1 protein-coding gene is annotated in these 1183 nt (G+C 64.8%); it reads right to left on the bottom strand.

The window, feature by feature from the left end; genetic code table 11:
* Positions 1–17: 17 nt before the first annotated feature.
* Positions 18–1183: IS1634 family transposase (locus tag CITRI_RS0115555; RefSeq protein WP_010145877.1), on the bottom strand; the 1166-nt coding region annotated here is incomplete at its 5' end.

Genomic DNA, 1183 nt, shown 5'->3' with positions numbered 1-1183 from the left:
CCTGACTCGCGCCACTTTTAGTGCGTAGATTTCGCCGCGATTGAATCGAGGATTTCCTGGGTGTCGGCGGTGATGGCCGGAGCGGCGGTGAGTTCGTGGCCGTTGACGTCGATCGTGACTGTCCGCAGGGGCCTGAGCGTCTGGACGAGCTTCTTGATGCTGATCCCGGTGGCATCCTGCAGGTGCCGGGCCACGGCCAGTGCGGCGAACACCACGGTCAGGTGGGCCTCGATCGAGTCGCGTTGGTGGTGGAACATCGGTCGGGCCCGGATATCCGACTTGGCCATGCGGAAGGACTTCTCTACCTGCCACAGCGAGCGGTACGCGGCCACGATGGCCAGCCCGTCGAGGACCTCGGGGCCGATATTGCTGACGTATCCCTTTAATCCCAGGAGCTGGCGTGCGCGTTCGACCAGGTCCCAGTCCACACCGGGTTTCTTGCCGGCGAGCTTCACGAACCGGTCCCGCTTGAGTGGCCGCTGGCCCGAAGCGACTTTCTCTGCTTTCTCGATCTGCTTGTTCAGGGTGTAGTTGTCGCGCTTCTCCCGCTGGAATGAGTAGTGGTAGACGACCCTGCGGTTCCTGGCGTTGGCCCCGGTGCCCATGCTCCGCACCGATTCCAGGATCTGGCCGTCGGCGAAGTGGTTCCCGTGGCGTTCGAAGTGCTCGGCCAGGTCGTAGGGGGCCTTGGTGATCCGCGAGCCCACGATGAAGCTGAACCCGGAGTCCTCCAGGGCGTTGAGGTTCGCGGCGGAAAGCATCCCGGCATCGGCGACCACGACCAGGTCGTGCACCTGGTGGCGCTCCTGGAAAGACTGCAGCACGGGAATCAGGGTCAGGGTCTCGGCCTTGTTGCCCTCGAAGCAGTGGATCTCCAACGGGAAGCCTCCGGAGTCCACGAGTAGTCCGACCACGATCTGTGGGTCGACGCGGCGTTCCTTGCTCATCCCGACCTTGCGTAGTTCGTCCTCGTCAGTGGCCTCGAAATACAGGGTCGTCACGTCGTAGAGCACGACCGAGAGCCCGGCGGGACCGGCCTTCGCCGCGGCGAACGCGTATGCGGTCCGGCAGAACCCGTCCCGCCAATCCTCGGCGATGCACTGAGCGAGGGTCCGCCAGATCGTGCGCAGTCCCGGGGCTGGCACCCCGAGCTCCTCCAGGACCCGGACCGTGTCTGCCTTCG

Source organism: Citricoccus sp. CH26A, assembly GCF_000224415.1.
Taxonomy (GTDB): domain Bacteria; phylum Actinomycetota; class Actinomycetes; order Actinomycetales; family Micrococcaceae; genus Citricoccus.
The sequence above is the reverse complement of the archived record's forward strand: the minus strand, read 5'-3'. Positions and strand labels throughout refer to the sequence as shown.